The organism is Saccharopolyspora soli, assembly GCF_022678645.1.
Classification (GTDB): Bacteria; Actinomycetota; Actinomycetes; order Mycobacteriales; family Pseudonocardiaceae; genus Saccharopolyspora; species Saccharopolyspora soli.
Genome location: NZ_JALBWV010000047.1, coordinates 20,078 through 43,644, shown reverse-complemented (window position 1 = coordinate 43,644; position 23,567 = coordinate 20,078). Strand labels below are relative to the sequence as shown.

Here is a 23,567-nt window from a genome sequence, read left to right as displayed (position 1 = left end):
CCGCCCACTTCAGCGGATCTTGCCGCGGTGGGTCAGCCGACGAATTCGGGTTCCAGGACCGCGTCGACGAGCTTGCGTGTGATGTCGGTGCGCGGTGCGCTCAGCAGCTCGTCCACCGGACCGGACTCCACCAACCGCCCGTGGTCCAGCACACCCGCGTGATCGCACATGTGCTCCACCAGCGCCAGGTTGTGGGTGATGAGCAGCAACGTGAGCCCGCGTTCGGCCTGCAAGTCCTTGAGCAGGTTGAGGATCTGCGCCTGCACCGAGACGTCGAGCGCGGCCGTCGGCTCGTCCAGCACCACGAAGTCCGGGTCGGTGATCAGGGCACGCGCGATGCCCAGGCGTTGCCGCTGGCCGCCGGAGAACTCGTGGATGTGGCGGTCGTAATGGGCGGGTTCCAGGCCGACGCGTTCGAGCATCTCGTTGACCCGCCCGCGAACCTGCTCCGCAGGAACGATCCGGAAGCGTTCCAGCGGGAAGCCGATCTGCGCGCCGACGCTGCGGCGCGGGTTGAACGCCGAGCCCGAATCCTGGAAGACGATCTGCATCCGCTTGCGGTACCGACGCATGTCCAATTCGGACAGCGTGGTCAGCTCGTTTCCCTCGAACTTCACCGATCCGGCGGTGGCCGTCTCGAGCACCAGCACCATGCGCCCGGTGGTGGTCTTGCCCGAACCCGATTCGCCGATGAGACCGTACGTCTGCCCACGGGCGATTTCGAAGCTGATGTCGTCGACTGCGGTGAATCCGGTCGCCTTGCGGCCCGAACCGCGTACCTTGAACACCTTCCGCAGGTCCTTTACGACCAGTAGTGGTTCAGAGTGCGACACGTTCCCTGCCTCCCCCCACCAGCGCGGACTCGCTGAACTCGGTCAACCGGCGCTCGGCGCGTGGTACGGCCCGGTCCTGCGCGCTGAGCCGCAGCCGCGGCACCGCCTTCATCAACCCCTGCGTGTACGGATGTTCGGGACTGGACAGAACCTGTTCGGCGGTGCCGGATTCGAGGACTTCGCCGCGGCGCATCACCGCGACATCGGTGCACAGGTGCGCCACCACACCGAAGTCGTGCGTGACGATGAGGATCGCGGTCCCCAGCTCGCGGTTGATCTCCAGCAGCAGGTCCAGGATCTGCTTCTGCACGGTCGCGTCCAACGCGGTGGTCGGCTCGTCGGCCAGCAGCAACTCCGGGCGGCAGGACAGCGCGATGGCGATCACCACGCGCTGCCGCTGCCCGCCGCTGAGCTCGTGCGGGTAGGACTTCATCCGCCGCTCGGCTTCCGGCAGCGCCACCAGTTCCAGCGCTTCCAGGGCGAGCTTGCGCGCGTTGGCCTTGTCCACCTTCTGGTGGCGCCGGATCACCTCGATCAGCTGCGCCCCGATGGTGAACGACGGGTCCAGGGCGCTGAGCGCGTTCTGCGACACCAGGCCGATGTGTCCGCCGCGGATCCGCCGCAGCTCGGCCTGGCCCTTGCGCAGCAGGTCCGCACCGCGGAACAGGATGCGCCCGCTGGTGATCTCGGCTCGGGTGGTGCCCAGCAGGCCGAGCACGCTCAACGACGTCACGCTCTTGCCGGAACCGGACTCCCCCACCAGCCCGAGGATTCCGCCGTCCCGGACGGTGATGTTCGCGTGCTTGACCGCGTGCACCACGCCACCGTCGGTGTGGAAGTCGACGCTCAGGTCTTCGATGCGCAGCAGATCGTCCGCCATTACCGCCTCCTAGTGGGTCAGCTCGTTCGCTTGCGCGGGTCGAGGGCGTCGCGCACGCCGTCGCCGACCAGGTTGAACGCGAGGGAAACGAGCAGGATCACCAATCCGGGAATGGTCGCGACGTGGTAGATCCCCTCGAGCAGCACGCTTGAGCCGTCCGCGGTCATGATTCCCCAGTCCGGGCTGGGCGGGATGACGCCGACGCCGAGGAAGCTCAGCCCGGCGGCGACCACGATCATCAGCCCGCACAACGTGGTCGCGTACACGGTGAGGTTGGCGACCACGTTCGGCGCGAGCTCCCGCAGCATCAGGTGTCCGGGGTGGGCGCCGTAGGCGCGGGCGGCCTCGATGTATTCCTTGCTGGACTCCTGCACCGTGGCGGTGTAGGCCACCCGAGCCATGTAGGGCACGAGGGTGACGCCGATCGACAACATCACGTTGCCCAGCCCCGCACCCAGCACCGCCGCCAACGCGATGGCCAGCAGCACCAGCGGGAACGCGAACAGCACGTCCAGGATTCGCATCAGCAGGTCGCCCGCCCGGCTGCGCCGGTACCCGGCGAACAGTCCGATCAGCAGCGCGATCGGGAACACCACGGCAACCGGAACCAGCGCCACCAGCAGCGAATTGCGGCCGCCGTAGAGCAGTCGGGTCAGGATGTCGCGGCCTTGCCCGTCCAAGCCCAGCGGGTGGCCGGGCGTGCCGATCCCGGCCAATCGGTTGACCGGATCTCCGCTGGTGGGGCTGTAGGGCGTCAGCAGCGGCGCGAAGATCGCCGCCAACGCCACCAGCAGCAGGAAGATCGCCGAGATCACCGCGCCCCTGTCCCGGGCGAAGGCCCGCAGGGCGAGGCGGAGCTGCGACCGCGGGGCCGGGGGTCGCCTGCTCGGGGTCAGCACCTCGCGGTGGCGCGGGGTCTGCGTGATGGCGCTCATGCGGTCCCTACCTTCTTCCTGGTACGCGGGTCGAGCAGTCCGACCGCGATGTCGGCGAGCAGGTTGATCAGCACGAACGCCGCCGCGATGAACAGCACCCCGGCCTGCACGATGGGCAGGTCGCGCTGCGTGATCGAGGTGTAGAGCTGCTGGCCGAGTCCCGGCCAGCCGAAGACCACCTCGACGAACACGACGCCGCCGAGCAGGTATCCGACCTGCAGGCCCAGCACGGTGACGATGGGCGGCAGGGCGTTGCGCAGTCCGTGCCGCCACAGCACCGAACCTTCCGACAGCCCGGCGGCGCGCAGCGTGCGGATGTAGTCCTGCTGCAGCACTTCCAGCAGCACGCTGCGCGCCATGCGCGCGACCACGGCGAGCGGGACGAGCGCGGCCGCCACCGCGGGCAGCAGCAGGTGCGTCAGCAGGTCCTCGATTCCGCCGGGGTGGCGCGGGTTGTACATGCCCGAGGTCGGGAACCAGCCGAGCTGGATCGAGAACAGGCCGATGAGCACCAGGCCGAACCAGAACACCGGTACGCTCGCCCCGGCCAGCCAGGAGAAGCCCACCACCCGGTCGAACACGCTGTTCGGCTTGCGCGCCGCCAGGATGCCCAGCGGCACGCCGATCACCACGCACAGCAGCAGCGCGGCCGCGGTGAGGATGATGGTGTTCCAGAACCGCGGCACCATGATCTCGGTGACCGGTTTGTTCACCGTCAGGGACCGGCCGAGGTCACCGTGCAGCAGACCGCCCAGGTAGTCCAGGAACTGCACCGGCAGCGGCTTGTCCAGCCCCAGCTCGGCGCGCACCGCGGCGACCGATTCCCCGGTGGCCCCCGAGCCGAGGATGGTTCGCGCCGGATCGCCGGGAACCAGCTGCAACAGCAGGAAGACGATCAGGCTGACCCCGAGGAGCACCAGGACCGTGGAAAGCAGTCTCCTGCCCAGGATGGCTGTCATCGTTCGAGCTTCACTTCCTTGAGGTCGTACCATTCCTCGCTCGCGGAGACGAAGCCAGCGACGTAGGGCGCCAGCACGTACGGCGCCTTGTCGTTGACCACCGGGGCGAGAGCGGCGTCTTCGGTGACGATGTCGTTGGCCTGCCGCCAGTACGCGTTCGCCTCGTCTTCGTCGGTCGCGCGGATGGCCTCGGCCATCACCGCGTCCAGTTGCGGGTTGGAGTAGTAGCCGACGTTGGAGCCCTCCGGCGCCTGCAGCGTCGAGGACGTGACGATGTAGAGCCAGTAGGGCGTCGTCATGCCCCACGACATCTGGGCCATCCCGACCCCCGGCTGCATGCCCTGCGCCCAGGTGCCGAGGTAGGAGATCCACTCCTGGGTCTCGATGTGCACCCGGACGCCGATCTCGGCGAGGTTCTGCTGGATGTACTCGGCCATCTGGGTCGGGATGATCTGACCGGAACCGTCCACTGAGGTGATCAGCGTGGTGTCGAACCCGTTCTGCAGGCCCACCGACGTCAGCAGCCGCTTCGCCTCGGCGACATCCCGGGCGTAGGCGTCGGTGCGCTCGACGTAAGCGTCGTTGGCCGGTGCCTGCACGCCATAGGCCGGGTTGGCGGTGCCGCGCAGCAGGTCCTTGGCCATGCCCTCGCGGTTGAGCGCGAGGTTGATCGCCTGCCGCACCTCCTTGCGGGAGGTGTAGGGGTCCTTCATGTTGAACGACAGGTACCAGACGTGCGGCGGCCGTCCTTCGGAGAGCTGGTAGCCCTCTTCGACGAGGTTGTCGATGCTGTCCGGGCTGGGCACAGCGATGATGTCGACGTCACCGCTGCGCAGCGCGGCGACGCGGGCCGAAGCATCCGGCATCGGGCGGAACACCACACCCCGCACCGAAGGGACCGTGCCCCAGTACTTCTCGTTGCGCACCAAGCTGATCCGCTCACCCCGGATGCGCTGCTCGAAGACGAACGGGCCGGTCCCCACCGGGTGGTCGGCGATGTCCTCGCCGTACTTCCGCAGCGCGGTGGGGCTGATGATCGCGGTCGATCCGTTCCCGCCCTGGGCGAGCATCCGCAGGAACGGGGAGAACGGTTGGGTCAGGTTCACCACCAGGGTGTACTGGTCGACCGTCTGGATCGAACTGGTGTACTGCCAGATGAAGTTGGTCTGACCGGCGGCCTTGGCCGAGTACTGGGGTGCGGCTTTGTCCCACATCCGCCGGAAGTTGTACTCGACCGCGGCCGCGTCCAGCGGGGTGCCGTCGTGGAAGGTCACGCCGCGTCGGATGTGGAAGGTGTAGCTCCGCCCGTCGGGGCTGATTTCCCACGACTCGGCGAGGGCGGGTTGCAGGGCGGGCACCGGGGCCTGCCTGGACGGGGTGCGCAGGTCTTCGGTCACCAGCGGCTCGAAGATCTGCTGGTTGATGCGCCAAGTCACCCATCCACCGGCGACCTGCGGATCGAGCACGTCGGCCTCGGACTCGATGGCGATGACGAGCGTGTTTCCCGTACCGGCGTTGCCGGTACCGCATCCGCTCAACGCCAGGGCCGCGGCTGCGCACAGCGACAACAACCTCCGGAGCCGACGTGATCTCGCGGCACGTGCGCTCGTCTTCCAGGCCCCAGCACGGCCCGCGTCTCGTCCGTCGTCAGGCATGAGTTCCCTTGCAAAATGGCGAATTGGGAGTAACCGAACCGCCGGTTCAGCATTGGACCCGCACGGGATTCCGCAACCCTAGGAAGTCCCGCATCGGCAGGGGAATACGTCGAACGACCCATTCGCGCCAACGGTTTTGCGGCCGCGGGCCGGCCCTAGCAGGCGGACTGGGATCAGCCGTGATATCGCCGTGAACGTCCTGTTACGACGCTCAGGCGGGGCAGGCTATGCCGTCCACGGTCCGTTCGTGGGATCCGAATCCCAGCTCGGTCGCGTAGACGGCCGCCATCACGCGATTGGGCACCCCGAGTTTGTGCAGCACGTTCTCCACGTGCCTGCTCACGGTGCGCGGCGAAAGCACCAGGAACTCGGCGATCTCCGCGTTGGACATGCCTTTGCGGATCAGGTCGAGGATTTGGACCTCGCGGGGGGTGAGCCGGAAATGCGCCTTGCGCCGTTGATCGCGTGCGTACGACGTGAACACCGGCCGCATCTTCTCGATGAGTTCCTTGCCTACGCGGGGGAATTCGCGGTGTTCGACGTTTCCGTGGCACATCCCGATGATTTCCCCGTTGTCATCGTGCAGGAGCATCATGATGCCGTTGTTGAAGCCCGCGGGCCGCAGCACCGATCGCGCGGTGTACGAGGTTTCGAAATCCGGTACTTCCGTCCAGTCGAAGACGTAGTCGAATCGGTTGAATTGCCGTTCGAACTCCGGCCGGAACTCGATGTCACCGGTGAGGAAGGATGCGGCGGCCTCCCCGTAGCCGCGTTCCGCGATCCGCACGAACGCGTCGGTAGCGGCATCCTTGTAGGCAACGAGGAAAGTGTCGCAACGCCCTTCTGCGCGAACGAAGTCGATGGCACCTTCGATGCGCTTGCTGGGGTTCGTCGATGCCATGTCCGCGGCGATCGACGCGAGTGTGCGTACGGACACGATTGCCTGCCTAACCTGCTAGCGAGCACTCGGTGAGCCACTGCGAGATCAGCCAAGTACAGCGCAGAACGCTTTCGGCCGTGTTGCACCGCAGTTTCCGACTGGAATCAGCGAGTCGGGCGGCGGATCGCGGCAGTCCTGGCAATGCTCATGCGTCCGTGGCCGCGGCGCATTGGCCGTCCGGTTCGGTGGGGCGGCCCTTGCGGCGCAGGTAGTCCGGGTTGAGCACGGCCCGCGCCATCGTCTCGATGGCCAGTTGAGCACCCAGTTGCGAGGTCACGTTGGACGCCACGTCGAGCATGGGGTTGATCTCCACGACGTCGAACCCGACGAGTTCGTGTTCCCGGACGATCGCGAAGATCGTCTGCCGCAGTTCCTCGTAGCTCATGCCGTCGGCTTCGGCCGACGCGCACCCGGGGACCAGCGGCATGTCGAGCACGTCGATGTCCACGCTGATGTAGACCTTCTGCCCCTTCGGGATACCGGCGAGCACCCGCTCGATGCCTGCCGCGCGGAACCGCTTCATGGTGTAGACGTCGTTGCCGTTGGCCAGGCTTTCGGCCAGGTCGTCCTGCGCCGCGCGCATGCCCCGGCTGCCGATCTGCACGATCCGATCGACGTGCGGCAGCTTGCCGATCTTGAGCATCGGGCTGCCGTTGCCGTACTCGGCGCCGTGCAGGAACGGCCGGTAGTCCAGGTGCGCGTCGAAATGCACGACGCAAACGGAATCCTGGTACGCGCGCACGACGCCGTAGGTCACCGAGTGCTCGCCGCCGAGCACGATCGGAACGGCCCCCGCCGCGAGGATCTGCGAGGTCGAGTGCGTGATGTTCTTGAACGTCTGCTCCGGGTTCGAGTAGATGATGTCGACGTCACCGCAGTCGACGATCCGCTCGTTCTCGGTTTCGTATTCGAGGAAGCGCCGTTCCTCCTCGATGTCGAAATAGCCGCCGCGGGCCTGCATGCGGCCGTAGCCCGCGTAGCGAACCGATTGCTCCCGGATCGCGCGTGGTGCCATGCGGGCACCGGGGTACCACGGCGCCCCTTCGTCGTTGGGCACCCCGAGGATCGCCAGGTCGGCGTCCAGTTTGGACAGATCCTGCACGATCGGCGATCGCAGGTACGTCGGGATTCCGACGAATGGCAGGTTGAGGCGCATTTCCGTCACGCTTCGCTTCCTTTCAACGATTTGGAATCAGACGTCCAGGCGGAGTTCGAGCCGCTTGGCGACCCGGCTGAGTGCGAAGTTGATGGCGAAATAGCAGAGCGCGGCGAAGCCGAGGACGGCGAAGGGCTCGGTGAGCACCCGCGCGTTGGTGACCTCCACCCGGTGGAAGAACTCGAAGACGCCGATGACGGAGACCAGCGAGGTGTCCTTGATCAGCTTGATGAGTTCCGAGACCAGCGCCGGGGCCATGCGGCGCAACGCCTGCGGCAGGATCACGTAGCGCAGCGTGCTCAGGCCGGACAAGCCGGACGCCCGCGCCGCCTCCCATTGTCCGGAAGGCACCGATGCGATGCCGCCGTGCACGATTTCCGCCAGGTAGGCGCTGGTGAACACGCCGAGGGCGAGCACCCCGGCCCAGTACGGAGTCAGATCGAGGCCGAGATCGGCGAGCACGAAGTAGCTGTACAGGATGAAGACGATCAGCGGTGCGCTGCGGATCAGCTGGATGTAGCCGATCGCCGGATAGCGGACGGTCCTGCGTTGCGCTGCCCGCATGGCGCCGACGCCGATCCCGAGCACCGCGCTCAACGAGATGGCGGCGATCGCCAACTGCGCCGTGTCCAACAGACCGGCCAGCATGAAGGGGAGGTTTTCCAGGACCGCGTTCATCGTGCCTCCAGAGCCTGCGCGCGAGCGATCGCGCGGGGCACCTTGTTGAACAGCAACCGCAGAACCAGTGCCAGCAATGCGGATTCGGCGAGGCACACCACCACGAAGATGACCAGTACCGCGGTGTACGCCTCGAAGGCACCGAACGTGGCCGCCTCGATCTGCTGCGCCTGGAACACCACGTCGGTGACACCGATGGCCATCACGACCGAGGTGTTCTTGGTCGCGCCGATGTACTGGTTGCCGATCGCGGGCAACGCCAGTCGGAACGCTTGCGGGAGGACCACCGTCCACATCGCCGCCCAGTAACCGAGGCCGGATGAACGAGCAGCCTCCAGCTGTCCCTTGGGGACCGACTGGATGCCGCTGCGCAACGCTTCCGCGACGTAGGCCGAGGTGTAGACGGTGAGTCCGAGCACACCGGCGAGGAACTGGTTGGTGTAGACGGAGTTCAGCGGAGCCGCAGCGGACCGCACGAGGTCCAGGCTGAACACGCCGAAGCTCCAGAAGAACAGTTGCACGAGCAGTGGCACGTTGCGGAAGAACTCCACGTATGCGGTGAGCAGCCAGCGCAGCGGCGCCAGTGTCGGCGCGACCGACACCCGGCCGAGCGCTACGAGCGTGCCGATGATGGTCGAGCCGACGATGGCCAGACCGGCCAGTTGCAGCGTCACGCGCAGGCCGAACAGCAGGAAGCTCCGGCCTGGCTCGGCGAGCACGAGGGACCAGTTCAGATCGTCGAGCATCGTCACGAACCCATCGGGATGACCGCGATCCGCAACGGCTCGGGGAGCACGCCGCTCCACCACTTCTGGTAGATCCGCTGGTACGTGCCGTCGTCGGCCATGCTCATCAGGGCGGCGTTGAGCTCGTCGCGCAGCGCGGAGTCGCCCTGCTTGACCGCCATCGCCGTCGGTCCCTGCGCGATGCCCGGAGCGACGATCTGCACCGCTGAGCCGGACTGATCGGCGGTTTGCTTGAGCCCGCTGAGGATGCCCACCGTGGTGCTCAACGCGTCGGCGTCCCCGCGCAGCAGCGCCTGCAACGCGTTCGGCCACGACTGGAAGGTGAGGATCTTCGCGCCAGGCGCGACTTTGCGGAGCACGGTCTCTTCCGTCGAGCCCTGGACGAGCGCGACCGTCTTGCCGTCGAGTTGGCCAACACCGGTGATGTCGGAGCCGCTGCGGACCAGCAACCGTTGGTCGTCTTCGAAGTACACAGCCGAGAAATCGACCTGCTTCTCGCGCGTCCGAGTGGCGATCATGGTCGCCGCGATCACGTCGATCTTCCCGCTGTCCAGATTGGCCACCCGGTTCGTGGCGTTGACCGCGACGAACTTCGGTGTCACGCCCATTCTCCGGGCGATCTCGGTGACCAGGTCGATCTCGAAGCCCTCGGGTTCGGTCCGGCCCTCGGCGATGAAACCGAACGGCGGGGTGTCGTACTTGACCCCGAAGGTGATCGCACCGCTGGCCCTGATCTTCTCCATCGAGTTCACGCCGCCGCCACCGGCCGCGTTGACCGCTGGGGAGAGGTTTCCGCTCGGTCTGTCGCCGCACGCGGTGGCGAGCAGCAGGATGAGCGTCGCGCAGCAGATCCTGTTGATCATCCTTCGCACGGCCGCACCTACCTTCGTGGTTCGTTGTCAGAGGTTCGAGACGCGCTGCAAGAAGTTCCGCGCTCGTTCGGTCTTCGGATCAGCGAAGAAATCGTCGGGTGCCGCACTTTCCAGGATGCGGCCTTCGTCCATGAAGAGGATCCGGTCGGCGACCTGTTGCGCGAACCGCATTTCATGGGTGACGACGACCATCGTCATGCCACCGCCTGCCAGGTCGACCATGACGTCGAGGACCTCCTGGATCATTTCCGGATCCAGGGCGCTGGTCGGCTCGTCGAAGAGCATGATCTTGGGGTCCATCGCCAACGCGCGAGCGATCGCGACCCGCTGCTGCTGACCGCCGGAGAGCTGCGCTGGCAGGCTTCCTGCCTTCTCCGGGATGCCCACCCGTGCGAGGAGTTCGGCCGCGCGCTTCGCGGCAGAACCGCGGGACATCTTCCGGACCCGCATCGGCGCCAGGGTGATGTTCTGCTCGACGGTCTTGTGCGGGTACAGGTTGAAGTGCTGGAAGACGAAGCCGATCTCACTGCGCAACGCGTTGATGTCGGTGTTCTTCGCGTGCAGATCTCGACCGTTGATCACGATGCGACCTGCGGAGATGCTCTCCAGGCCGTTGATGCAGCGCAGCAGGGTGCTTTTCCCGGAGCCGGAGGGCCCGAGCACGACGACGACCTCGCCCCGGCCCACGGACAGCTCGATTCCGTCGAGGACCCGCAGCGGGCCGTAGGACTTCGCCACGCCGGAGAATTCAATGAACGACATCTGGTGCACCTTTCGTCGCGACCGGCATTCCCCAGGTGAGCAACCGCTCCACGATCGGGGCGGTCTCCTCGGTGAGGAAGCGGCGCGCCTCGTCGAGCAACCGATCCAGATGCGTGCGCATCGACTCCTCCGCCGCGACCGCATCTCCGGCCGCGATCGCATCGGCGATCAACTGGTGCTCCGCGACCGCGAGTTCGCCGGAGCGGTGGGATGCGAGTACCACGTCGAGCGCCGCTTCGAGCCGATCCAGCGCCGGGTCGAGCACGACGTCGAGCATCGGCTTGACGATCGGGTTCCGGCTGCAGCGCGCGACCCGCCGGTGGAAGCGGAGCGAGATGTCCCGCGGCACGTCGTCGGCGACCAGGTAGTGCTGTCGGTGCTCGTCGACCAGCATCGACAGCGCTTCCCCAGCGGAGTCGTCGGCCGCCTCCGCGGCATCCCTGGCTGCCTCCGGCTCCACCGCCCGCCTGGCCCGCAGCAGTTGGATGAGACCTTCGGTCGTGCGAATTTCGGTCCCCTGCGCGAACCGCGTCGCAGTCACGCGGCCACGCAGCACCGACGCCACGTGATGACGGCCCGTCGCGGTGAGCATGCGGCCCTTCGCTCCCACCGAAACGGTCAGGCCGCGCCGATCCAGCGCACGCAACCGACGGGCCACGGTGGCTTCGCTGATGTCGAGATCGTCACCACGGAGCACCTGCCGGATCTGCCGTGCACCAAGTGGTTCGAGCACGCCCGCGAGCACTTCGAGGATCGCCTCCGTCGACCGCTCCTCCACATCGCCCTCCACCCTGATCAACGCGATTCATCGCCGACCGGGCACGAGTCAAACTTGACGGACGTCCATCATTGGTAATTGCGGGAAGGCGATCCGGTTACGAGGACATTTCCCAAGCAGGGCAACGTTTTGGACCAAACCCGGTCAGCACGGTGTCCGGTCGACCGGGCCAAGCGCATTTCGGCGAGGCGGTTGGCGAGGAGAGCTCGTTCGGCATCGTTGTCGGCCAGCGCGAACTACGGCCAACCAGACCACCGGTGATCGACACCGCGCACGACACGAATTTCGAGCACGGCCATGTCATCACCCATTTGGGTTATGCCTGATGAATGGTCATATACGCATCGTGTTCGGGTTCACGCTTCACGAGGTGGACAACTGCCCTGTCGCGCGTTGAGACTGGATGCCAGACAGCCGATGGTTACGTGCCGTGATTGCGCGCTGTCCATATTTTCGAGCTTCACTGTATCGATTCACATCCTGCCGCTCCCGCGCGGCGATCACCTACCGCAGCACCAATGCCCACCCGAGAGGAGAACTGTGCCCATCGCGCTGCTCGCACTGGCCATCGGCGCCTTCGGCATCGGCACCACCGAGTTCGTCATGATGGGCGTGCTGCCGCAGGCAGCCGCCGACTTCGGCGTGTCGATCCCCACTGCCGGGAACCTGATTTCGGGCTACGCGCTCGGCGTCGTCGTCGGGGCGCCGACGCTGACGGTGCTGGGCGCGAGGCTGCCCAGGAAGGCCGTGCTCATCGGGATGATGGGCCTGTTCGCCGTCGGCAACGTGCTCTTCGCGCTGTCGCCGAGCGCGGAGGTGGGCACCGTGTTGCGGTTCCTCGCCGGGTTGCCGCACGGCGCTTTCTTCGGTGCTGGCGCCGTCGTGGCCGCCAGTCTCGTCGGCGCGGGAAACCGCGCCAAGGCCGTCTCGATGATGTTCATGGGCCTGACCCTCGCCAACGTCGTCGGTGTGCCGCTGGGCACGCTGCTCGGCCAGCAGGTCGGCTGGCGGGTCACCTTCGCGGTCGTGGCGGCCATCGGCGTCGTCGCGGTCGCCGCCATCGCGTGGCTGGTGCCCGACCAGGGACGTCCGGAGCCGGAGCAGGCCACGGTGCGCGGGCAGTTCGCCGCGTTCCGCTACCCCCAGGTGCACCTGGCGCTGGCGATCGTCACCTTCGGCCTCGGCGGCACGTTCGCGTGCTTGAGCTACCTGACGCCGATCCTCACCGACGTTTCCGGGTACTCGCCGACCGGCGTGACGCTGCTGCTGGTGCTGGCCGGACTGGGCATGACGGTCGGCAACTTCCTGGGCGGCCGGGTCGCCGACAAGGCGCTCATGCCGGGCCTGTACGCCGCGCTGATCGGGACCGCCGCCGTGCTGGGCACCTTCACGATCACCTCCGGCGACAAGGTGGCCGCCGCCGTGACGGTGTTCGTGATCGGCGTCGTCGGCTTCATGGTCGCGCCGATCATGCAGTCGCTGGTGATGGCGAAGGCCGGTGGAGCACCGCTGCTGGTATCGGCGGCGGTGCAGTCCGCCTTCAACATCGCGAACTCGATCGGCGCCTACCTGGGCGGTCTGGTGATCGCCCAGGGACTCGGACTGCTGTCGCCGACCCTGGTCGGCGCCACACTCGCAGTCCTCGGCCTGGTGCTCGCCACCCTGTCCGGAGCCCTGGACCGCACGACGCGGCGCAGGTCGGCCGCCCGAAGCGCCATCGCCACCGAGACCGCACCCGAACCCGCAGCGGTCCCAGCCTGACGGAACTACCGTCCACATGGGACAGAAGAGCCCTATCGCCCAGCGCCAGTGCGGCGGTGTCCGCGTTTCCTCCGCTGTGCCGGGTCATCGATCGTCGGGCACTTCGCGGGTGCTGTGCCGGACGACCAGGTTCGGGATGAGCGCGATGTGCGCCGCGGCCTCCGCGGCTTCGGGGCTGCTCGCCGCGGCGAGCAGCCGGACCGCTTCGGAAGCGATCTTCTTCCGCGGCTGGTCCACTGTGGTCAGAGGTGGCTCGCCGAGCCGGGCGAACTCGATGTTGTCGTAGCCGGTCACCTGGACCTCGTCGGGCACCTTGATGCCGACGGCGCGGCACGCCCGGGTCACACCCAGCGCGATCAGGTCGTCAGCGCACACGATCACATCGGGCATCCGCCCCGTTCCGGTCAACCGCGCCAACGCCTCTTCGCCCCACGCGATGCTGTATTCGCCGAGCAGCAACCAGTCTTCGCGCACGGTCATGCGCAGCGCCGCAGCCCGCTGCTGGAAACCCGCCAGACGTCGTTCCGTCGAGGAATTCGTCAACAGCGACCCGACGAACGCCGCCGAGCGCGCCCCTGCCGCATGCACGTGGTCGACCACCAGCCGCATCGCCGCGATGTCGTCCACCCCCACCCAGTCGGTGCTGGTTCCGCCCACGTAGCGGTCGAGTTGGACCAGCGGAACCGCCCGAGCCGCTTCGAGCACGGCGGGGGCGCTGTCGACGCCGTGCGTGGGACTGACGATGATCCCGTCGACGTTGCGGGCGACCAGCGACCGGAGCCGCTCCGCCTCGATCACCGGATCCGATCGGGCGTCGCAGAGGAACAACTGCTTGCCCGATCCCCCGAGGGCGTGTTCGACGTTCTCCACCAGCGAGGTGAAGAACGGGTTCGAAATGCTCGGCACGACCATGCCGATGGTGTCCGTGCGGTTGCTGCGCAGCGCCCGACCGATCGAGTTCACCGAGTACCCGAGCTCGGCGGCGGCACGTTGAACCCGGCGGACCGTCTCGGCGGCGACCGGTCGGGACCCGGTCAGCGCGCGCGAGACGGTCGCGGTGGACACCCCCGCTCGCTCCGCGACATCGGCGATGGTCACCCCATGCAAACGTTTACCTCTCCCTAACCAACCAAGAACGCGGTTGTCACGATCCAGGGAAAGTCTCCCTTGACCGCCAACGATTTGATCCATACCGTACACCCTCACCATCGATGCAATCGATTACATCGATAACGCTTGGTTTCCGCGCCTCCTAGGGAGTTCCCGATGCCGTCAGCCCCTTCCGGGGTGTTCCCCCCGAAGCCGAACGCCGTGGCGGAGCTGTTCGGGACGAGCAAGGTCGTGATCGGGGTCGTCCACCTGCCAGCCCTGCCGGGCAGCCCGCACTACGCCGGGCAGCCCGTCGACGAGATCTCGGCGTTCGCCGTGGCTGAGGCGCGCGCCTACCTGGACGGCGGCTGCCACGGCGTGATCGTGGAGAACCACTGGGACATCCCGTTCCTCAAGCCCGGCGAACACGGTTACGAGACCGCCGCCGCTATGGCGGTCGTCACGGCCCGGGTGCGCGACGCGGCCGACCGCGCCGTCGGCGTGAGCGTGCTGTCCAACGCCGCCGAGTGCTCGATCGCCTCGGCGTGGTCCGGTGGGGCCGGGTTCGTCCGGGTCAACCAGTGGGCCAACGCCTACATCGCCAACGAGGGCTTCATCGAGGGGCAGGCGGCACGGGCCACCCGCTACCGCAGCCGGGTCGGCGCCAACCCGATCAAGGTGTTCGCCGACGTGCACGTCAAGCACGGCGCGCACGCCATCGTCGCGGACCGGTCCCTGGCGGAGCAGACCGAGGACGCGGAGTTCTTCGATGCCGACGTGCTCATCGCCACCGGGTCGCGCACCGGCGATGCGGCCGCGCTCGACGAGGTGGTGGGCATCAAGGAGCACACCCGGTTGCCGGTGGTGATCGGTTCCGGCATCACCGCGGCCAACATCGGCGAGCTGCTGCCCGCCTGCGACGGCGTGATCGTGGCTTCCTCGTTGAAGGACAACGGGCGCTGGTGGGGTCGGGTGGATCCGGCGAAGGTGCGCGAACTGACCGCCGCGGCACGGAAAGCCGGGGCGGAGCTGCCGTGATCGCCTTCTGCGGCTACGCCAACAGCGATCTCACGATCGGCGTTCCCGCCCTCCCCACCGCGGGCAACCGCGTGCAGGCCACCACCATCGATCGCGGCGACGGCGGGATGGCGGCGAACGCCGCCGTGGCTGCCGCTCGAATGGGCGCCGATGCCCGGTTCGCCGGAGTCGTCGGCAACGACCCGCTCAGCGATGCGTTCCTCGCCGCGCTCGTCGCCGACGGTGTCGACGTCGCTTGGACAGCCCGCACCGGAGGGCTCACGACCTCGGTCATCCTCGTGACGCCCGACGGCGAACGGTCGATCATCAGCCAAGACGACGCGATAACCGCGGAACATCTCGTGGCGGTCGCCACCCGCACCGCCGCGTGCGAGAACTCGTGGCTCTACCTCGACGGATACCGCTTCCCGTGGGCTGCGTCGATGGTGCGGGGCGTGCGCACCATCGTCGACCTCGACGGCTGCACCCGAGCCGAGGGCGCCCGAGCGGCGCTCGACGTCGCCGACCACGTCATCGCGGGTCGTGCCCTCGCCGGTGAACTGCTCGGCGACGACTCCGCACTGGCGCGAGCGGCCGTTCGGACCGCCACCCACCTCGTGGTCACCGACGGCGCACGCGGTTGGCAGATGTACGCACCCGACGGGGCCTGGCACGAGGGCGCGGCCCTGCCCGTGTCGGCGGTCGACGCGACCGGCGCCGGTGACTGCTTCGTCGGGGTCTACGCCGCAGAACTCGAACGCGGCGTCGCCCCGGCGGAGGCCGCCCGCTTCGCCGCCGTCGCAGCGGGCCTGTCCTGCACCGAACCCGGCGCCCGAGCGGGTCTGCCCAGCAGAGACGCCGTCACCAACCACCGCACTGCACCGGCCAATCCGAACCCGGCAGCAAGGAGTACCTGATGAGACGAATGTGCACGGTCCTCGTCTCGCTCGCCCTCGTCATCGCGCTCGGCGGCTGCGATGCGGCGGTGCGGCAACAACAAGCGGCCGAGCAGCGCGCCGCCGAGCAGGGGCCGCCGCCACCCGCGCGGATTCCGCAATCGTGCGCTGTGGACGGTCGGGCGCCGAAGATCGGCATCATCACGATCAACCTGCAGGCGCTGTTCTTCAACCAGATCAACACCGGCGCCCAGCGGGTGGCCGACCAGGCCGGGGTGCAGATCCAGATCGTCAACGGCAACGACGACTCCACGGTCCAGGCCAATGCGATCGACGACCTGGTGGCCAACGACTACGACGCCGTCATCGTCGACGCCGTCGACACCGACGGGATCAAGCCCGCGATCCGCCGGGCCAACGCGGCCGGTGTTCCGGTGGTCGCGGTCGACGCGACGGTCGACGACCCTGCGGTGTCCGCGCAAGTCGGCACGGCCAACGCCGCGGGCGGCAAGCAACTCGGCGAGGCACTGCTCGCAATCTCGGGCGGTCAGGGCGAAATCGGTGTCGTCAGCGCGCTCAACAGCACGATCCAACTGGAACGGCAGAAGGGTTTCGCGGACGAGGTGACCGCGCACGGGATGCGCATCGGCACCGTCGTCGACGGCCGCAACGTCCAGGAGAACGCGCAGGCCGCGGCCGAGAACCTGCTCACCGGCAACCCGAACCTGCCCTACGCGTACGCCACCGGGGAACCCGCCCTGATCGGCTTGGCCGCCGCCGTCGGCAGCCAGGGCCGGGCCGACCGGATCAAGGTCGTCGGCTGGGACCTGTCCGCGCAGGCCATGGACGGCCTGCGGGCGGGTTGGATCAGGGCCGTCGTGCAGCAGAACACCTTCCAGTTCGGCTACGAGTCGATGGCCGCGGCGATCGACCTCGCCTGCGGGCGCCCGGTGCCGCGCGACATCCCGGTGCCCACCCAGATCGTCACGCCCGAGAACGTGGCGCGATACGCGTACTACATGGAGCGCTGATGGCACAGGACACATTGGTCGAACTCCGCGGCATCACCAAGTCGTTCGGCGCGGTGCAGTCGCTGCGCGGCGTGGACCTGACCTTGCGGGCCGGGGAGGTGCTCGGGCTCGTCGGCGACAACGGCGCCGGGAAGTCGACCCTGATGAAGGTGCTCGCCGGGGCGCTCCAACACGACGGCGGCGAGATCACCGTGAACCGCCGCAAGGTCCGGTTCGCCAGCCCCGCCGACGCCCGGCAGGAGAAGATCGGGATCGTCTACCAAGACCTCGCGCTGTGCGACAGCCTCGACGTCGCGAGCAACCTGTTCCTGGGCCGGGAGCCCCGGCGCGGCCCGTTCCTGGACCGGCGCGCGATGCACCGGATGGCGGCCGAAACGCTGTCGAACCTGCACGTGCGGGTCAAGTCGACCTACCAGGAGATCGGCGCGCTCTCCGGCGGGCAGCGCCAGGCCGTCGCGATCGCCCGCGCGGTGTCGTTCGACCCCGCCGTGCTGATCCTGGACGAACCCACGGCGGCCCTCGCCGTCGCCGAGGTCCGCTCGGTGCTGGCGATGATCCGCGACGTCGCCAGCCGGGGCGTCGGCGTCATCCTGATCACCCACCGCCTGCAGGACCTGTTCGAGGTCTGCGACCGGATCACCGTCATGTACGAGGGTCGCAGCGTGGCGGACGCACCGATCTCCGAGCTAGACGTCGAGCGGCTCGTGGCCATGATCACCAGATCCGACACCGAGGAGGTGCCGCAACCTTGAGCGCGCCCGCCGATACGGCACCACGAGCGGTCACCGCCGACACCCCGTCCTGGTGGGAGCGGGTGAACAAGGCGACGTTGGCGATGTTCGGCGTCACCGTCGTGCTCTTCCTGGGCTTCGGGCTCGCCGCGCCCAACTTCCTCACCTTCGACAACCTGTCGAACCTGGCGACCCAGGTGGCCATCACGCTGATGGTCGCCGTCGCCATGACGTTCGTGATCACGACCGGTCAGATCGACCTCTCGGTCGGTTCCACCCTCGCCTTCGTCGCCGCCACCACCGCGCAACTGCTGGAGGCCGGTTGGGACTCCTCGATCGTGATCGTGATCGGGCTGGCCGCGGGACTGTTCTGGGGCGCGATCAACGGCTGGCTGTCGGCATACCAGAAGATCCCGCCGTTCATCGTCACGTTGGCCGCCATGTCGGTGATCCGCGGCCTCGCCCAGCTGTCCACCCAGGGTTTCTCCGTGCCGATCGACAAGCGGTTGTTCGTCGCGCGCATCGGCGAAGCCAAGTTCCTCGGGTTCTCCGCGCTCGCCTGGATCGCCGTGCTGACCGTCGTGATCGGGGTCGTGCTGCTGGCCAAGACCCGGTTCGGCAGCTACATCACCGGAATCGGCTCCCAGGAGGAGTCGGTGCGCCGCGCCGGGGTGAACACCAACCGGATCAAGATGATCGCGCTGATGCTCACCGGGCTCGCCGCCGGGGCGGCTGGCATCCTCACCGCCGCGCGGCTGGGTTCGGGATCCGCGAACTCCGGGGAAGGCTTCGAGCTCACCGTGATCGCCGCGGTCGTGCTCGGCGGCACCAACCTCTTCGGCGGCCGGGGCACCATCACCGGCACCATCGTCGGCGCGTTGATCACCGGGATGATCGCCAACGGGCTGACGCTGCTCGGGGTGAGCCCGTTCCTCACCCCGATCGTGACCGGACTGGTGCTCATCCTCGCGATCTGGGTCAACCTGCGGGGCCGGAGCCTGGCTCAGCTCGTCGGGCACCTGGCGGGTCGATCATGAGCACCGAGGTCATGACCGTCACCGGTCCGGTGCCCAGTAGCGAACTCGGGCTCACGCTCACCCACGAGCACCTGGTCAACGACATCCGGTCGGCGGTGGCCGAGCCGACCGACCCGGACCTCCGGTTCCTCCGGGAAGCGAAGACCTCGGCGGACATCGCGTGGTTGCTGCGCGAGCAGCCCTACTCGTGCCTGGACCACTGCGTGCTGGACGAGCCGGAGCCCATGCTCACCGACCTCATGGCCTTCGCGACCGTCGGCGGGAAGTCCATTGTGGACGTAACCCCCGCGGGCATCGGTCGGGATCCCCAGCGGTTGCGGATGTTCGCCGAACGCACCGGGCTGCGGATCGTCATGGGGTCGGGGTGGTACCTGCAACGGTTCCACCCGCGCCACTTGTCCTCGACCGGTGAGCGGGATTTGGCCGCCGAGCTGATCGGCGAGTTCACCTCGGGCGTGGGCGGAACCGGGATTCGGCCGGGCGTGATCGGGGAAATCGGCGTCTCCCCGGACTTCACCGCCGACGAGCGGAAGGCGCTGCGAGCGGCGGCCAGGGCGCAGCGGGACATCGGTGTGCCGCTCTACGTCCACCTGCCGGGCTGGCAACGCCGCGGTCACCAGGTGCTGGACATCGTCCTCGGCGAGTACGGCGTGCGTCCCGGTGCGGTCGTGCTCTGCCACCTGGATCCCTCCGGCTCCGACCCGGACTACCAGGGCTCGTTGGCGGATCGCGGTGTCCGGCTCGAATTCGACATGATCGGCATGCCGTTCCGGTACCCCGGCGAAGGGCAGTCCCCCGCGCCCGAGCAGACCGCCGTCGCGGTCGCCGACCTGATCCGGCGCGGGCACGCCGACCAGCTCCTGCTCAGCCACGACGTGTTCCTCAAGAGCATGCTGACCGCCTACGGGGGCAACGGGTTCTGCTACGTGCCCCAGTTGTTCGCCAAGCGGCTCGTCGAGCACGGCGTTGCCGAACACACCGCTTCCGAGCTGTTGCGCACCAACCCGGCCCGGCTGTTCGAGTCCGCGGCCGTTGGAAAGGAGTTCTCGTGAGCCGCGTCCTGATCGCAGGTGAGAGTTGGGTGACCCATGCCACGCACATCAAGGGCATGGACACCTTCACCACGAGTTCGTACCAGGTCGGGGTGGAGCAGCTGCGCCGGGCGCTCGAAGATCGCGGCCACGACGTGACGCACCTGCCCGCGCATTCGGTTCCAGCGGAATTCCCCGCGGACGACCGGGAATTGTCGCGGTACGACGTCGTGATCCTCTCCGACATCGGAGCGAACTCCATCCAGCTCGCCCCGGCCGTGTTCGAGCGCGCCCAGCGGGGTGCCGACCGGTTGGCGGCCCTGCGGGGGTGGATCGGTGGCGGCGGGGGCCTGCTCATGATCGGCGGGTACCTCTCGTTCACCGGATTCGAGGGAAAAGCCGCCTACCGCAACACCGTGCTGCACGACGTCCTGCCCGTCGAACTGCTCGCCGAGGACGACCGGGTGGAGCTCCCCGCCGGAGCGCGGGCCACCGTCGAAATCCCCGACCACCCCGCGCTCGGCGGGGCGAACACGCCGTGGCCGCACCTGCTCGGTTACAACCGGGTGCTCCCCCGACCCGGCGCGACGACGCTGGCCACCATCAACGGCGACCCGCTGGTGGTCGTCGGCGAGCACGGGAGCGGACGAGCCGCGGCATTCACCTCGGACTGCTCGCCGCACTGGGCGCCGACCGCTTTCTGCGAAGACTGGTCCGGGTACGGCCAGGTCTTCGGCGGCCTGATCGAGTGGTTGGCCCGGTGAAGCGTTCGTCCTGGCTCGTCGAATCTGGTGCCGACGCCCTTTCCGAAGCACTGGACGCGCGGTTCGTCCGCGAGGTCTCCAACGGCACCATCGGCGTTCAGTCCTACGCGAACTACCTGGAGATCGAAGAGTCCTTCGTGGCGAGCGCGTGCCGCCTGCACGGTCTGGCGGTGTGGCAGGCTCCGTCCTGGGCCGCGATGCAGCGGCACGCCCGAGCGGTCCACGGCCTGACCACCGAGCAGTCCCAGTACTTCCGAACCGCCCGAGCAGCGTGGCCGGTGGCGGCGCGGATGGACGACGCCGCCCGCCGCCGAGCTGACCGGCTGTCAGAATTCGCGCTGTCGGCTGCGGAAATCGGCGGCTACCCGGCCGTGGTGACCGTGATGTTCGCGGCCGAACACCTCTACCGCACCTGGTGTTCTCGCGCGGTCGCGGCACCGGCCGGACCGATCGCCGACTGGGTGGCGCTGCACACCCGCGCGCCGTTCACCACCCAGGTCGATGCACTCGCCGCCGAGGTCGACGACCTGCCCCGCTCGGTGCCCGACGAACAGCTGCACGAATGGTTCACCGGGATGCTAGGAGCCGAAATCCACTTCCACGACGCGATCTATTGAGTGCCTGTCGTTGTTCTTGTTCTTGTTTTGAAGCGCCGAAGGCGCTTAGCCCACGTACGGCGCTTGCACCGCCGCGGGTTCTCAGACTGCGCCCACTGGCGTTCTCCGCGAGGACCGCCACGACGTGGTGTATCGGACATACATGATGTCGGGGATCCCGGAGTCGAGACGGCGTCTGAGGTTCCGCCTGCACCGCCACGCGAAACGAGTTCGAAGACAGGCTCTGAGCGCGCTCGCGCACCTGGATCAGGCCCGTTCGTGCACGACCCGGCCGCCGACGATGGTCATGTCGACTCCGATGTCCCGGATCGACCGGGGCTCGACCGTCAACGGGTCGGCGTCCAGCACGACGAGGTCGGCGAGCTTGCCCGACTCGATCGTCCCGAGATCGCGTTCGGCGAACTGCGTTCGCGCGCTGCCGAGGGTGTAGAGGTGCAGGGCTTCGCGCGGGGTGATGCCCTGCTCAGGGCCGAGCACATCACCGCGCAGCGTCTCCCGCGTCACCATCCAGCCGAGCGACCACAGCGGGTTCGGCGGCACCACCGGCGCATCGGTGCCACCACCGGCGATCAAACCGGCGTCCAGGATTTCCCGGATCGGGATCGCGCGTGCCGCGCGTTCCTTCCCCCACCAGCGCACCTGGTTGGCACCGAGCAGGACCGGGTGGTCCTGCACGCTGGCGAGCAGCCCCATCTCGCGCATGCGCGCCATGTTGTGGCCGGTCGGCAGGAACAGGTGCATCAGCACCCAGCGCAAGGGCGCGAGCGGGGTGTCCCGGTTCACCGCGTCCAGCACATCCACGATGAAGTCCATCGCCGCGTCACCGACCACGTGCGTCTGCGCCTGGAACCCGTGCCGCGCGGCGCGCCGGTACATCTCCGCCAGCTCCTCCGCCCCGCCGGGCGGTAGCAGTTGGACGCCGTGGTAGCCCGGGCTGGGCTGCTCACCGGGCACGATCTGGTAGGGGTCGCGCAGGAACCCTCCCTCGACACCGCCGTCGGAGAGGTACTTCAGCCCGTCGAAGCGGAGCAGGTCGTCGCCCGCGCGCGGCTGGAACGCCCCGACGGCCGCGTCCACGTCGGCGAGGCTGGCGATCCGCCACAGCAGGTGCGCCCTGGTGGTCAGCTCGCCGTCGTGCCACAGCCCGGTGTAGATCTCGATCTGCTCGGGCGTCAGCCCCGGTTCGGTCAGGCTGGTGATGCCGAGCGCGTTGTGTTCGGCCATCTGCTCGCGCAACAGCCGCCGCTGTTCGTCGGCCGACGGCTGCGGGGGCAGCACGGCCTGCGCCAGCGAGCGGGCGCGTTCCAGCAGAACGCCGGTGGGTTCGCCGTTCGCGTCCCGGACGATGACCCCGCCGACGGGATCGGGCGTGTCCCGCGTGATGCCCGCCAGCGCCAGCGCACGCCCGTTGACGGTCGCCACGTGGCCGCCACGCGGGATGAAGACCGGATTGTCCGGTGAGACCGAATCGAGCTCGTTGCGGGTCGGCAACCGCCCCTCGGCGAGCAGGCTTTCGTGCCAGCCGGAACGCGCCTGGACCCACGCGCCGGAAGCGCTGGAAGCGACCCTTTCGCCGATGCGCGTGACCACCTCGGCGATGCTGCGCGCCTCCAGCAGCGACACGTTGGGCCGGTCGAGCGCGGCGTTGAACTGGTGGAAGTGGCTGTCGATGAGTCCGGGCACGACGGTGCGACCGCGCAGGTCGACCGTGCGCGTCCCGCGCCGACCGAGGCGCATGATCTGGTTCGTGCTGCCCACCGCCAGGATGCGCTTGCCGCTGATGGCCACGGCCTGCGCGGAGCGTCCGGGCAGCGCACGCGTGACGATGTGGCCGTTGTGGAGGATGAGGTCGACACCGTCACCGGGAAATGCCTCAGCCGCCGCTGGCGATCCCAGCACCGCGGGCGTCAGGGCAAGCCCGGCCGCGGCGGCGAACAGCACCCGGCGCGAGACCGCGGAGTCCTCGACCGTTGCAAACCGCGCCTCGGCACCGCATAGCTGGCACATGAACCGACCTCCCGGATGCGGGGAATCCTCGCGAAATGCAATCGCGCATTCGTAACGGTCGTAACAATATCAACATAAGACGCCGAAGAGCAGCTCGAAGATCCAACCCGCCCGGAATCGACATCTGTGGACTACGTCTACTCCTGCGACCCGACCGACCTCAAGCCCGGCGGCTGTCGCGCCCGATGTGGACAGCTGACCAGGAGTACGAGTGGAAGGCGGGCATCCCGCTGGCGCACGCCACGAAATCGCGCTCAATTCTTGACCTTCCGGGCGTTTCGTCGCCAAAAACCGATATGCCGATTTCGTTTTCGGGCATTCCGGGGCAAAGGCGTGATCGGTTGCCGGAATGCGCGTCGCGCGCCCCTTGACAGCCCAGGAGCGGGATTGCA

The 23,567-nt window shown here is 68.0% G+C and carries 24 protein-coding genes; 10 read left to right on the top strand and 14 right to left on the bottom strand.

Annotated features, from left to right (window positions below; all coding sequences use genetic code 11):
- Positions 1-32 precede the first annotated feature (32 nt).
- The 12 genes from MOQ72_RS30025 to MOQ72_RS29970 form a co-directional block, all read right to left on the bottom strand.
- Positions 33-833 (bottom strand): ATP-binding cassette domain-containing protein, encoded by an 801-nt coding sequence (locus MOQ72_RS30025; protein ID WP_242189105.1) that lies wholly within the window; start codon positions 831-833, stop codon positions 33-35.
- A complete protein-coding gene (locus tag MOQ72_RS30020; RefSeq protein WP_242189104.1) occupies positions 820-1,713 on the bottom strand; it encodes an ABC transporter ATP-binding protein in 894 nt (297 codons plus the stop codon). The genes MOQ72_RS30025 and MOQ72_RS30020 overlap by 14 nt, the downstream gene beginning before the upstream one ends.
- Positions 1,714-1,730: 17 nt before the next feature.
- The gene (locus tag MOQ72_RS30015) at positions 1,731-2,648 is read right to left on the bottom strand and encodes an ABC transporter permease (RefSeq protein WP_242189103.1); all 918 of its coding nucleotides are present in this window, start codon (positions 2,646-2,648) and stop codon (positions 1,731-1,733) included.
- Positions 2,645-3,607, bottom strand: a complete 963-nt coding sequence (locus tag MOQ72_RS30010; protein ID WP_242189102.1) for an ABC transporter permease — start codon at positions 3,605-3,607, stop codon at positions 2,645-2,647. Before MOQ72_RS30010 ends, MOQ72_RS30015 begins: the two co-directional genes overlap by 4 nt.
- Positions 3,604-5,175 (bottom strand): ABC transporter substrate-binding protein, encoded by a 1,572-nt coding sequence (locus MOQ72_RS30005; protein WP_242189101.1) that lies wholly within the window; start codon positions 5,173-5,175, stop codon positions 3,604-3,606. Before MOQ72_RS30005 ends, MOQ72_RS30010 begins: the two co-directional genes overlap by 4 nt.
- A 298-nt stretch (positions 5,176-5,473) precedes the next feature.
- Positions 5,474-6,199, bottom strand: coding sequence for a response regulator transcription factor (locus MOQ72_RS45320; RefSeq protein ID WP_242189100.1), 726 nt, complete (start codon positions 6,197-6,199; stop codon positions 5,474-5,476).
- A gap of 148 nt (positions 6,200-6,347) precedes the next feature.
- Positions 6,348-7,358, bottom strand: coding sequence for an arginase family protein (locus MOQ72_RS29995; protein ID WP_242189136.1), 1,011 nt, complete (start codon positions 7,356-7,358; stop codon positions 6,348-6,350).
- A gap of 36 nt (positions 7,359-7,394) precedes the next feature.
- Positions 7,395-8,036: an amino acid ABC transporter permease gene (locus MOQ72_RS29990; RefSeq protein WP_242189099.1), complete on the bottom strand. Its 642-nt coding sequence runs from the start codon at positions 8,034-8,036 to the stop codon at positions 7,395-7,397.
- Positions 8,033-8,782 carry an amino acid ABC transporter permease gene (locus MOQ72_RS29985; protein ID WP_242189135.1) on the bottom strand — a complete coding sequence of 250 codons (750 nt, stop codon included), beginning with the start codon at positions 8,780-8,782 and terminating at the stop codon, positions 8,033-8,035. The genes MOQ72_RS29990 and MOQ72_RS29985 overlap by 4 nt, the downstream gene beginning before the upstream one ends.
- A gap of 2 nt (positions 8,783-8,784) precedes the next feature.
- Positions 8,785-9,645 (bottom strand): transporter substrate-binding domain-containing protein, encoded by an 861-nt coding sequence (locus MOQ72_RS29980; RefSeq protein ID WP_242189098.1) that lies wholly within the window; start codon positions 9,643-9,645, stop codon positions 8,785-8,787.
- A gap of 36 nt (positions 9,646-9,681) precedes the next feature.
- Complete coding sequence (locus tag MOQ72_RS29975; RefSeq protein ID WP_242189097.1) at positions 9,682-10,416, bottom strand: amino acid ABC transporter ATP-binding protein; 735 nt, start codon at positions 10,414-10,416, stop codon at positions 9,682-9,684.
- Positions 10,403-11,206, bottom strand: a complete 804-nt coding sequence (locus MOQ72_RS29970) for an FCD domain-containing protein (RefSeq protein WP_242189134.1) — start codon at positions 11,204-11,206, stop codon at positions 10,403-10,405. The genes MOQ72_RS29975 and MOQ72_RS29970 overlap by 14 nt, the downstream gene beginning before the upstream one ends.
- Positions 11,207-11,346: 140 nt before the next feature.
- Here MOQ72_RS29970 and MOQ72_RS29965 point away from each other — a divergent pair, with 140 nt between their 5' ends.
- On the top strand, positions 11,347-11,520 hold the full coding sequence (locus MOQ72_RS29965; RefSeq protein WP_242189096.1) for a hypothetical protein: 174 nt from the start codon (positions 11,347-11,349) through the stop codon (positions 11,518-11,520).
- Positions 11,521-11,734: 214 nt separating this feature from the next.
- The gene (locus MOQ72_RS29960) at positions 11,735-12,955 is read left to right on the top strand and encodes an MFS transporter (protein WP_242189095.1); all 1,221 of its coding nucleotides are present in this window, start codon (positions 11,735-11,737) and stop codon (positions 12,953-12,955) included.
- Positions 12,956-13,039: 84 nt separating this feature from the next.
- Here MOQ72_RS29960 and MOQ72_RS29955 read toward each other — a convergent pair whose 3' ends face one another.
- Entirely contained in the window at positions 13,040-14,053 is a 1,014-nt protein-coding gene (locus tag MOQ72_RS29955; protein ID WP_242189094.1) for a LacI family DNA-binding transcriptional regulator, read from the bottom strand.
- Positions 14,054-14,221: 168 nt separating this feature from the next.
- Here MOQ72_RS29955 and MOQ72_RS29950 point away from each other — a divergent pair, with 168 nt between their 5' ends.
- The 8 genes from MOQ72_RS29950 to MOQ72_RS29915 are packed head-to-tail and all read left to right on the top strand — an operon-like array spanning position 14,222 to position 21,168.
- Positions 14,222-15,082 (top strand): BtpA/SgcQ family protein, encoded by an 861-nt coding sequence (locus MOQ72_RS29950; protein ID WP_242189093.1) that lies wholly within the window; start codon positions 14,222-14,224, stop codon positions 15,080-15,082.
- A complete protein-coding gene (locus MOQ72_RS29945) occupies positions 15,079-15,978 on the top strand; it encodes a carbohydrate kinase family protein (protein WP_242189092.1) in 900 nt (299 codons plus the stop codon). The genes MOQ72_RS29950 and MOQ72_RS29945 overlap by 4 nt, the downstream gene beginning before the upstream one ends.
- Positions 15,978-16,988 carry a substrate-binding domain-containing protein gene (locus MOQ72_RS29940; protein WP_242189091.1) on the top strand — a complete coding sequence of 337 codons (1,011 nt, stop codon included), beginning with the start codon at positions 15,978-15,980 and terminating at the stop codon, positions 16,986-16,988. The genes MOQ72_RS29945 and MOQ72_RS29940 overlap by 1 nt, the downstream gene beginning before the upstream one ends.
- A complete protein-coding gene (locus MOQ72_RS29935; RefSeq protein ID WP_242189090.1) occupies positions 16,988-17,740 on the top strand; it encodes an ATP-binding cassette domain-containing protein in 753 nt (250 codons plus the stop codon). Before MOQ72_RS29940 ends, MOQ72_RS29935 begins: the two co-directional genes overlap by 1 nt.
- Positions 17,737-18,756 carry an ABC transporter permease gene (locus tag MOQ72_RS29930; RefSeq protein ID WP_242189089.1) on the top strand — a complete coding sequence of 340 codons (1,020 nt, stop codon included), beginning with the start codon at positions 17,737-17,739 and terminating at the stop codon, positions 18,754-18,756. The genes MOQ72_RS29935 and MOQ72_RS29930 overlap by 4 nt, the downstream gene beginning before the upstream one ends.
- The gene (locus MOQ72_RS29925; protein WP_242189088.1) at positions 18,753-19,808 is read left to right on the top strand and encodes a phosphotriesterase family protein; all 1,056 of its coding nucleotides are present in this window, start codon (positions 18,753-18,755) and stop codon (positions 19,806-19,808) included. The genes MOQ72_RS29930 and MOQ72_RS29925 overlap by 4 nt, the downstream gene beginning before the upstream one ends.
- On the top strand, positions 19,805-20,551 hold the full coding sequence (locus MOQ72_RS29920; RefSeq protein WP_242189087.1) for a glutamine amidotransferase: 747 nt from the start codon (positions 19,805-19,807) through the stop codon (positions 20,549-20,551). The genes MOQ72_RS29925 and MOQ72_RS29920 overlap by 4 nt, the downstream gene beginning before the upstream one ends.
- On the top strand, positions 20,548-21,168 hold the full coding sequence (locus MOQ72_RS29915; RefSeq protein ID WP_242189086.1) for a TenA family protein: 621 nt from the start codon (positions 20,548-20,550) through the stop codon (positions 21,166-21,168). Before MOQ72_RS29920 ends, MOQ72_RS29915 begins: the two co-directional genes overlap by 4 nt.
- A 246-nt stretch (positions 21,169-21,414) precedes the next feature.
- On the opposite strand, the gene MOQ72_RS29910 is transcribed toward MOQ72_RS29915, so the two are convergent.
- Positions 21,415-23,175 (bottom strand): amidohydrolase, encoded by a 1,761-nt coding sequence (locus MOQ72_RS29910; RefSeq protein ID WP_242189085.1) that lies wholly within the window; start codon positions 23,173-23,175, stop codon positions 21,415-21,417.
- Positions 23,176-23,567: the final 392 nt, after the last annotated feature.

Excerpts from the sequence above, each read along its gene's own strand:
- MOQ72_RS30020 (WP_242189104.1), bottom strand. The coding sequence starts at position 1,713 with ATGGCGGACGATCTGCTGCGCATCGAAGACCTGAGCGTCGACTTCCAC.
- MOQ72_RS30015 (WP_242189103.1), bottom strand. The coding sequence starts at position 2,648 with ATGAGCGCCATCACGCAGACCCCGCGCCACCGCGAGGTGCTGACCCCG.
- MOQ72_RS30010 (WP_242189102.1), bottom strand. The coding sequence starts at position 3,607 with ATGACAGCCATCCTGGGCAGGAGACTGCTTTCCACGGTCCTGGTGCTC.
- MOQ72_RS29995 (WP_242189136.1), bottom strand. The coding sequence starts at position 7,358 with ATGCGCCTCAACCTGCCATTCGTCGGAATCCCGACGTACCTGCGATCG.
- MOQ72_RS29990 (WP_242189099.1), bottom strand. The coding sequence starts at position 8,036 with ATGAACGCGGTCCTGGAAAACCTCCCCTTCATGCTGGCCGGTCTGTTG.
- MOQ72_RS29985 (WP_242189135.1), bottom strand. The coding sequence starts at position 8,782 with ATGCTCGACGATCTGAACTGGTCCCTCGTGCTCGCCGAGCCAGGCCGG.
- MOQ72_RS29980 (WP_242189098.1), bottom strand. The coding sequence starts at position 9,645 with ATGATCAACAGGATCTGCTGCGCGACGCTCATCCTGCTGCTCGCCACC.
- MOQ72_RS29975 (WP_242189097.1), bottom strand. The coding sequence starts at position 10,416 with ATGTCGTTCATTGAATTCTCCGGCGTGGCGAAGTCCTACGGCCCGCTG.
- MOQ72_RS29950 (WP_242189093.1), top strand. The coding sequence starts at position 14,222 with ATGCCGTCAGCCCCTTCCGGGGTGTTCCCCCCGAAGCCGAACGCCGTG.
- MOQ72_RS29940 (WP_242189091.1), top strand. The coding sequence starts at position 15,978 with ATGAGACGAATGTGCACGGTCCTCGTCTCGCTCGCCCTCGTCATCGCG.
- MOQ72_RS29935 (WP_242189090.1), top strand. The coding sequence starts at position 16,988 with ATGGCACAGGACACATTGGTCGAACTCCGCGGCATCACCAAGTCGTTC.
- MOQ72_RS29925 (WP_242189088.1), top strand. The coding sequence starts at position 18,753 with ATGAGCACCGAGGTCATGACCGTCACCGGTCCGGTGCCCAGTAGCGAA.
- MOQ72_RS29910 (WP_242189085.1), bottom strand. The coding sequence starts at position 23,175 with ATGTGCCAGCTATGCGGTGCCGAGGCGCGGTTTGCAACGGTCGAGGAC.